The organism is uncultured Chryseobacterium sp. (genome assembly GCF_913776365.1).
GTDB lineage: Bacteria > Bacteroidota > Bacteroidia > Flavobacteriales > Weeksellaceae > Chryseobacterium.
This window is the reverse complement of record NZ_CAJYMO010000353.1, coordinates 1-9,065: the sequence shown is the minus strand read 5'-3', so window position 1 is coordinate 9,065 and position 9,065 is coordinate 1. Positions and strand designations below refer to the sequence as shown.

The 9,065-nt window shown below is 45.4% G+C and carries 11 protein-coding genes; 10 read left to right on the top strand and 1 reads right to left on the bottom strand.

Translation table 11 applies throughout. From position 1 onward, the window contains the following. From QZ735_RS18935 to QZ735_RS18890, 10 genes are all read left to right on the top strand, one after another. On the top strand, positions 1-2,582 hold a 2,582-nt coding region (locus QZ735_RS18935), incomplete at its 5' end, for a phage baseplate assembly protein V (RefSeq protein WP_294252009.1). A 130-nt stretch (positions 2,583-2,712) separates the two neighbouring features. Then, entirely contained in the window at positions 2,713-3,309 is a 597-nt protein-coding gene (locus tag QZ735_RS18930) for a hypothetical protein (RefSeq protein ID WP_294252006.1), read from the top strand. 136 nt (positions 3,310-3,445) lie between these two features. Continuing rightward, on the top strand, positions 3,446-3,784 hold the full coding sequence (locus QZ735_RS18925; protein ID WP_294252003.1) for a DUF4280 domain-containing protein: 339 nt from the start codon (positions 3,446-3,448) through the stop codon (positions 3,782-3,784). Positions 3,785-3,866: 82 nt separating this feature from the next. After that, positions 3,867-4,595: a DNA-binding domain-containing protein gene (locus QZ735_RS18920; protein ID WP_294252001.1), complete on the top strand. Its 729-nt coding sequence runs from the start codon at positions 3,867-3,869 to the stop codon at positions 4,593-4,595. Between the two features lie 839 nt (positions 4,596-5,434). After that, positions 5,435-5,869 (top strand): transposase, encoded by a 435-nt coding sequence (locus QZ735_RS18915; RefSeq protein ID WP_294251999.1) that lies wholly within the window; start codon positions 5,435-5,437, stop codon positions 5,867-5,869. A 105-nt stretch (positions 5,870-5,974) separates the two neighbouring features. Beyond that, entirely contained in the window at positions 5,975-6,172 is a 198-nt protein-coding gene (locus tag QZ735_RS18910) for a hypothetical protein (protein WP_294251997.1), read from the top strand. Beyond that, positions 6,163-6,471, top strand: a complete 309-nt coding sequence (locus QZ735_RS18905) for a hypothetical protein (protein ID WP_294251995.1) — start codon at positions 6,163-6,165, stop codon at positions 6,469-6,471. The genes QZ735_RS18910 and QZ735_RS18905 overlap by 10 nt, the downstream gene beginning before the upstream one ends. Before the next feature lie 4 nt (positions 6,472-6,475). After that, complete coding sequence (locus QZ735_RS18900; protein ID WP_294251993.1) at positions 6,476-6,793, top strand: helix-turn-helix domain-containing protein; 318 nt, start codon at positions 6,476-6,478, stop codon at positions 6,791-6,793. Between the two features lie 46 nt (positions 6,794-6,839). Next, a complete protein-coding gene (locus QZ735_RS18895; RefSeq protein WP_294251991.1) occupies positions 6,840-7,514 on the top strand; it encodes a transglutaminase domain-containing protein in 675 nt (224 codons plus the stop codon). Between the two features lie 74 nt (positions 7,515-7,588). Then, positions 7,589-7,726, top strand: a complete 138-nt coding sequence (locus QZ735_RS18890) for a hypothetical protein (RefSeq protein WP_294251989.1) — start codon at positions 7,589-7,591, stop codon at positions 7,724-7,726. 955 nt (positions 7,727-8,681) lie between these two features. On the opposite strand, the gene QZ735_RS18885 is transcribed toward QZ735_RS18890, so the two are convergent. Further along, on the bottom strand, positions 8,682-9,065 hold a 384-nt coding region (locus tag QZ735_RS18885; RefSeq protein ID WP_294251987.1), incomplete at its 5' end, for a Gfo/Idh/MocA family oxidoreductase.

The following is a 9,065-nucleotide window of genomic DNA, read 5'->3' as shown; positions in this document are numbered from 1 at the left end:
TGACTCTCACTTATGGAAGCAGCGTCAGTAAAGTAAGCGTAGAGCTCAATACGGTCTATACAAAACCTGCCTTCTTCGGCTATAACAGCAGTACCGACCAAAAGATGAAAGGCATTGACCACACGGTGAAGCATCCCGGAGAGACGGCCGCACAGGCTTACGAGCTTAATAAAAACATCTTCACAACGAAGTCACAGGTCCCCGTACCGCTCAACGCCAATATGGAACTCGATGTAGACCACTCGCAGCAAAGTTCCCGCGGCAGCGCGGCAACTGAAGTCTTCACCGTGTCCGGGGAAACCATGATCCCTTTCCTCTACCCGGGATCCGTGGCCGATCTGGAAATGAGGCAGCCGCATTCCAATACCACTTCCTATTTCACCCGAATCATGGTCACCGAAATTTCCCACGAAGTGGATGCCCTGGGAAACTACAAGGGATCATTCAAGGCTATTGCCGAGGGAACCGGATTTCTGCCCAGACCGGAATTCAACGATCCCAAAGCCGACCCGCAGGTGGCTACCGTTGTTTCCAACACCGATCCCCAAAGCCAGGGAAGGATCCGGGTCCGGTTCCAGTGGCAGGACGCAAATGCCTCCACCCACTTCATCCGCATGATGAGCCCCGACGCCGGGGGAACCGGCGCCGTACAGCAGAACCGCGGGTTTGTAGCCGTTCCCGAGGTCGGAGACCAGGTAATGGTAGGCTTTGAATACCACCATCCTGATTTCCCCTTTGCCATGGGCGGAATGTTCCACGGGAAAAACGGACGCGGAGGAGGCACCGCCAACCACCTCAAATCCATCCAGACCCGGAGCGGAATCAGGGTCCTGATGAATGACCTGGATAAAAGCCTGACCATTGAAGACCCCAGCGGGAACAGCTATTTCATGGACGGGAAAGGGAACATCCGCCTGACGGCACCGGGCAATATGGAGTTCAGTGCCGGAAAGGACATCATCATGAGCTCCGGCAAAAACCTGGAAGTAAAAACCGGCAACAGCATGGAGTTCATGTCGGGCAATCTGGCGGCTTTCCACATCATGTCGGGAGCGGTATTCTCCACCCCGCTGATGGAAATGTCGGTACCCGTGCACCTGGACATCCAGAGCGGCAAGACCAGCCTTCTGTCCGAAGAGGAAACCACCATCCAGGGAAGGATGACAAACATAGCCGGCATGGAAAGCCTGATGATCCACTCCGATCAGCAGACCACCGTCAACAGCAAAGGCTCCACCCACGTGCTGGGAAAAGACGGAAACAGCCACTCCAATATCCCGAGGGATTACAATCCCCTGGAAAAGAAAATGGACGGAAGGTGCATCGTCAACTTCAGGCCACAAAAAACCTGGAACGGCAGAGGCTTCGGTTTTGACTGGATAAGGGCTAAAGACACAGGTATGCCCGGTGATTCAGACTATCTTGACATTGTTGGAAGAATAGACAATGATGATTTTGTACCGGATCCCACAAAATACCAGAAACTGATCTCCAGTTTTTCCCATTATGTGTATAACCATACTTTTCCGGACGGCTCGGTACAGTCCCGCTCTTATGCTTTACCTTATCTTACGCTGTATCCTCCTGATCCTGTTACCCGGCATCTCTCTTCTGCAGTGCTTAACATGATGATCGATATCCGTGAGGTGCCGGTCAGTATTGAACTTGAATATGATCAATCCAAGTTCGAGATCGTCCATCCGCCCTTTCCGATGGCGGAAGGAAACCATACCGTTCCCCTGACAGTTACCTGCCGCAGAGCATTTTCCACAGACAGCACCATTAAAGTAAATGCAATATACCCGGGAACCTTTAAAAGCCATAAAAAAATAGCAGGTGGACTCAAAATTAAAGCAAACCAGACTACTTACGAAGTACCTGTTATTTTTGTACATGTTATTACGGATATAGGGGATGGTAAATCGGGAATGAATACCCGGAATATTGCTGATGAACTCCGCATCCGGCAATTATTCAGGCAAGCCTACATTACGCCTGTTTTCATGAGATCCCTTATGCTGGACATGAGTGAGGATGCGGGAAGAGGCAGAGGAACGGTCCCTAATGGAAAGACTGCTTTCAATGAAATTTTCAATATCATCTGGAAAGAAGCGATGCAAATTGAAAACTACTCTTTTCCGGCACAGTACGTACTGTACTCCGACAATGCGGGAGAATCTTTTCGCGGAACACAGAAATTACGGGACTTGCTGGACCGGCAGCTGCAGGCCGCTTATCCCGGGATGAATTTTTCCGGTATTAAAAAAGTATTTTTTATCGATCAGCTGTTTACCCATGACTCTGAAGTCCTGCAGGGAATTTCTCCCAGTGAAAGCAACGCTCATCCTGAAAAGGACATTGCTATTATCTTTAAATCATATGATGCTGGCGTGATTGCCCATGAGCTGATGCACTGCCTGGGATTACAGCATACCTTCGATATGGACAATAAGTTCATATTCAAAGCAGGAAAGACGGATAATGTGATGGATTATCCGGATGAAAACATCTCCCGGATCGCTACTTTTCATTGGCAGTGGAAAATCATGCAACGGCATGCAAGGGCTGTCAGAAGACGGTAATCCCCAGCAGAAGATGCTGAAGAGACTGCTGAACTCCGCATATTCCGGAGGAGTAACAACAGCCATCATACAGACGGGCTTTGCTGCCCTTTGAAAAATAGTAGTCACCCATAAAAATCACCTTCTATCTATGAAACCAGAAGATTTTACCCAGCTGATTCACAACAGAACAGAACACTTCAATATCCGGGAATTCTATGCCGGCAACAGCGAAGGTTCGCCCAAAACCGAGAAAATTAAGAACATTATGGCTATCGAATGTACTGCAGGAGCCCAGGGAAGCTGGTTCGTTTCGCTCAGTACCCGTTCAGGCAGTTGTTTTTCGGTGTATAAAGAGTATGGACCCACAGGCATCATCAAATGTAAATGGGTGACCTTCCGTAACGGAGGAGCTGTGGTGGGGATCCGGTATATCTTTGATGATAACGGAAAATTACAATCTGCCGAAGATGAAGAGGAAGGCTTTCATTTTACCCCGCATCAGGTCCTGGAAGTCTGTTTTGATCATAAGATCGATCTTCTCTCTGATGACACCTGTATCGAAAGATACAGAGACCGCCACCTTAAAGAATTTTATTACATCATTCATTTCAAAGGAACCTATCAAGACAAATCGGGAACCTTCCTTATGATCCTTAACGGCAGCAACGGAGTCCTTGAACGGATTATCCTCCAGCATCCCGGCAGACCGCGTGAACTGGTCTATGAAAAAGAAAAACAGTCCTAAACCTGCAAAATGGCAGAAAGCAGGTCTGTCTGAATACTTATGACCATCCGTAACCTGCAAGGGAAACCTTTCCGGATGATGAGAAATACCCTCCGGTATAAGAGCAACACCTGTAAAAATCCTTAAAAAATATCCTATGCCCGCAAAAATAACAGAACAGGCGCAGCTGAGCTGCGATAAAGGAGCTTCCCCTGCCAGGCTTTCCGTTACCAGCCAGCAATTCTGCAAAGCCGACAATAAACTGATTGCTACCGAAAAAGATAAAGAAGCTGAAGTGAACATCCCGGCATTCGGGATGTGCAGTGTGACTCAGAAAAACTGTAAGCCCGAGATTGGTGCATGGATGAATACCTCCTCCAAGGATACCATCAACGGGATGAAAATTCTTACCCAACAGAGCTTCTGCACCTGCTCCCAGGGCGGGAAGATTTCCGTAAGTGAAAAAGGATACACCGAAAACCATGAGGTGGACTGAGAAGAAGATCTCTAGTAAAAAAACATAACCATACGGCAGGATCGTCCTGCCGGAACTTAAACCCTATAAACATTTTTATCTTATGTCCGTATTACACAAAATCAAAGCTTATCTGTATGATAATGTGCTGACCCCCGATCCCAACGATTTTATCGCCCGTACCGTGAGTGAGCGCTCGCTGAACGTAAAGCAGATCTGTGAGACTGCCGTGCGGAGAGGCGGTGCCGATGTATCGGCTCCGGCCATGGAACATGCCGTAGAGCTTTTCCTGAAAGAGATGGCCTACCAGCTCTGCGACGGCTATTCCGTCAATACCGGATACTTCACTGCCAATACCCAGATCCGCGGAGTCCTCAACTCCGCCACGGAAGCCTATGACACCAAGAAGCACAGTATCCTCTTTCAGTTCAACCAGGGAGAAAAACTAAGGGCTGAAATCCCCGGCATCGAAGTCAGCATCCTGGGCGTAGCGGAAAGTGCCGCTATCATCCTTGAAGTAAAAGACATCAGGAGCGGTACGGTAAATGACCTGCTGACTCCGGGGAAAAACCTCAGGGTCAAAGGAAGCAAAATCAAGGTTTCCGGAAACGATCCGTCCGTAGGCGTATTTTTCATAGATGCTGCCAGCCAATCCAGGATTCCGGTGGAAGCCAGTGATATGGTGATGAACAATCCGTCCGAACTCATTGTGGTCATCCCCGATCTTCCTTCCGGCACCTACCGCATTGAAGTGGTGACACAACATTCGTCCGGAAAACTTCTCAATGAACCCCGTACTGCTACTCTTGATAAAATATTAACGGTTCAGTAAGGGAAAGCCTGTTCCTACCGTACGGTATATAACCTGTTTACCGTATTGTAAAGGCCATCTTTACCGCACTGTAGCGTCATCCTTTACAGCGTAGTACACACTCCCGATCCGATAGTTGTCATTAACAAAGTAAGCCTGATGCGATATCGGGATGGTCTCAACCTGATGCGGAACAGTCAGTATCGGTCTGCACAGAGCACTTACCAAAAGTGCAGAAGATAAAACATCCATTTCCGATTATTTTTTTCCCGGCTCCGGGTTTTATGCCTGCAGCCGGGTTTTTATAAGTATTTATCTATCAAGAACCTTCTATGTATCAGAAGGCCGGGCCTGTCTGATGTTGCAATTCTCATTCGTCATGTAAGAAGCTATAACCAAGCCGGCTGAAGCGAGGTACCAAAGAATTGTAGATAATAACTCACATACAGAATTTTCAGATCATCTATTCCATCAAACACGCATTGATACAAACCAGCAAATCAACCGATGATGAATTATCACACAAGCATCTCATTGTTTGCAAATAATACGATTTATCAGCTATTATCTTAAAGGTTTTATAATTTTGTATAAGAATTGATACGGAAAAAATTTTATAAAAATAATCATAATCAATATTTTTGAAAAGGATTTATAAGGGCTGATGCTCTTTTCAAATGCAGAAGAGAAACTTTCACTTCTGGCATAGAGCATTTCACTTTATATAACCAAGTTGGGATTTTAGCAGGGGTGTCTATCAGCTGTATCCACTTCCGGCTCGTGAGAATTGTGCAACCGGATAAAGGGATGCGGAACCTGTCTTTTCAGAATTAACAAATGATTAAATAAAATTGTATCTTATGGATTTTAAAAATTTTCACTTAGGTAAGCTTCTCAGAAAACGTACCCGTGAACTTGATATTTCATCTCGCCGGCTTACCAATTTCCTGAACTGTACCGAAGAGGAGCTTGAAAAAATGTACCAGGCCGAAAGCCTTGACACCAAGCTAACGCTGAGATGGTGTAAAATTCTGGATTATGATTTCTTCCGGCTCTACAGCCACCATCTCATCCTTTATTCCCCCGAACACAATAAGAACCCCGGTACCGGTAAGAAGAGGGGCAGCAGCATGCCGCAGTTCCGTAAAAATATTTACAGCCAGGAGCTCATTGATTACATTCTGGAGCTCATTGAAAAGAAGACAAAAACAAAGCTTCAGGTAATTGATGAATACCGGATTCCCAAAACCACGCTCTATAAATGGATTTCCAAAAGAACGGAAATTGAGAAATAGATCCGTAGCCTTTCCGATGCTGAGAACAGATGCGGCACCATGATCTGCAGCAGTAGCGGATATCGATGCGGCAACAGCTTTATTTCAATTTAATAAAAACATACAATGACAAGTTATATCCATCTTCTGGGCAAGACAAAAAAAGAAATCATACAGGAAATGGGAAACGAATGCAACCATCATCCCGCTCCGGTATGGACTTATCAACTGAAAAGAAGCTGGCTGGGCAGAAAAAGGGTTCTGGTACTCTATTTTTCTGAAGAATTGGTTGAACATTTCGAAATACGTTACTCATGGAAATAATATCCACCCTATTCCACTTATTTTCCGCAAAAAAATTTAACAGCTATCTATGGAAAACCCAACCTGCCAGGAGGGGAAATTACATCAAGGAACTTCTGAAAACAGACCTTATCAGGGGAAAAGAGGCTGAAGAAGTAGAAGCCATGCTCGGCAGGAATGAGTCCTGCTCTCATATGGTGAACCGCTGGACCTACGCCCTGAATATCAATAGTACAAACCATAAAAAATACTATCTGGCTGTATATTTTGAGAATGGTATTGCCGTAAAAGTAAGAAAAGAATACAAAACAATACAATAAGCATATGAAAAAAACAACTCCCGATTATAAAAGAATCTATACCGAAATGATCATGGATAAATATCCTGATTACCTGCCCAAGTGCCATACGATCCTTGACAAAAATGAATTCAGCGTAATGGATGTCATCCGGCTGAATAAGCTGATTTCTTCAGGCAATAACAGAAATGCCAACCAGAAATATAAATCCTATGACCGCACCGCTATTTTTGAAATCCTGGACTATCAGAAAAAGCATAACCTGAATAATGTATCGGTGGCAAGACATTTCAACATCAGCAGGAATACGCTGGGCACATGGAAAAAAAGATTTCTGAGCTGAAAATCAGATCATCATTCAATTTTTTGAGTACCAAAACAGTCTATGTATGAGATGGATTTGCCTATTTTTCTCCTGCCTCTCTATCTTTCATTATGCACAAGATGATCATCAAGCGGATACCGGAAGGTACAGACTGCTGCTGGCTGAAAGCACCTACGCCAGGAATCAGCCGCAGGGATTTCCTGATTTTACCTATCAGCGGCCTGAGAACCAGTACCTGACTGACCTGAGGCAGAGATATCATCTGGAACAGGTTGCAGGAAAAGGACCAGACCTCAGTAAAGTCATCAACCTTTTACAATGGATGCATGATGCGGTCCCTCATGAAGATGAAGACAATCTTCCTGTGCTCAATGCACAGAATATTATCGATACCTACAGCAGGAACGGACTTGCACAGGGCTGCTACCCTCTGGCGATAGCCATGAATGAAATCTTCCTGTCAATGGGTTTTATATCCCGCATTGTCATTTGTTTCCCTGCGGACGCGGACCATCCCAACGGAGGCCATGTCATTAACAGCGTTTACATTCCCTCACTTGGCAAATGGATCTGGGCAGATCCTCAGTACAATGCTGTTCTCTATAACGAAAACGGTAATTTGCTGGGAATAGAAGAAGTAAGGAAACGGATCATCTTTAAAAAGCCGGTTTTTCTGAACAGCAAGGCGAATTACCATCATGAAAAATCAGCACTGCCTACTACATTGATGAATTTATGACCGAACATCTGTACCGCTTTATCAGTCTGTTGCACAGTGAGTTTAACAGCGAAACGCGCACTCCCGGAAAAATTATGAAATATGCAGAACTGATTCCTGAAAATTCTACCGCTGTTTTCAGTGGTATGTTCGAGACGCATCAGGGAAAAGAAACAACAATTATCACCTATCATACTTCAGATCCTGAGGTTTTCTGGAAAATCCCAAAATAACAGGCAATCATCTTCAGTTCGATATCTAATTTACTGCTTGTGCCCTGCCGTTCACAGGCAAGGCGCAGCATGCGGATGTACAGGGAAATATCTTGGGACACAGGCAGGATGATTCAGGACCGATCTTTACATGAGGTCAGTATCACCGGTAAAATGACCTTACGGGCAGAGGCCGGCCTTTCATCGTCCGGGGCGGAGATCTGTATGCCAAAACCGGATTTGCCGTTTATCCGGCGATTATCCTTCAGCCTGAATTTTATTTAATATTGCAAGACAAAGCGATAATAACAGGAATACAGAGAACAATGCTGCCAGCTACCCTGGACTGGAAGTACGCTATATCCCGGACTGGTTTGCCATTTCCAACGGGAATGATGTTCATTTATTTGATCAGATCCACTTGATCCCGACTATGGTTTAAGAACGAATTTCGCAGGAAATTTAAATTACAGATTCCGGGCCGGCATCAACTATGGGAACCAACTTTGGAGAAACCACCGCTTCTTCAGCGGCGGTACTGTACCTGAGTATGAAACCGGATATGATTTCTGAAGGACATCAGCCTGTATTCCGGCAATATGGCAAGGCAAATCCGAAACATCAGGCAGTTACAGACTGCAAAAGGCAGGCTGAAGTCCAAAAGTTTTTATCTAAATAGGGGAATTTAAGCTTACCCTGTCAGATGGCTCTGTATTTCTCTCTTAAACAAAAGCCTGCCTGAAATTTGAATCCTCCCGCACTGTCAAATACTGTCTGAATCATCTGAGAGTATGTCATATCCTATTCTTTCCGCTTTTTCTTTGCGTATAAAAGTAATGATGATCCATCTGATGATCCGGACTGACCTTACCTCCGTTCATATAAAAAACAGCATCCTGAAATGCTGTTTCATTATAAATATAAGCACAAGGCTGTTGCTTCATACCTATACTATCCTAAATAGTCAACCTGTAAATTACATGGATTCCGGCTCGGGTCCCTTCCAGTTGTTTACGGAAGCAAGACCGTTGATCTTCACCGGTTTTCCTTCTTTGGCGGATTCGTAGATGGCTTCCATAATGATATGGTCCTGCAGGCCTTCCTCTCCTGGCGTAAAGGGCTTTTTATTATTCATGATGCAGTCGGAGAAATGATCCATTTCTTCGGCAAACTGGTTGTTTTCAGCCAGCATAATTTCTTCGCTGCGCTTCATTTTGCCATCGGCCCTGGAGGTTTTCAGCCGCTGGCCTTTGTACGCGTAGGCCTGGTCGATATCTATCCATCCTGTTTTGCAATTTACCCTGTACCGGCGGCTTTCATGCACATCATAGTCGGTGGCACAGCTGGCGATCACTCCACT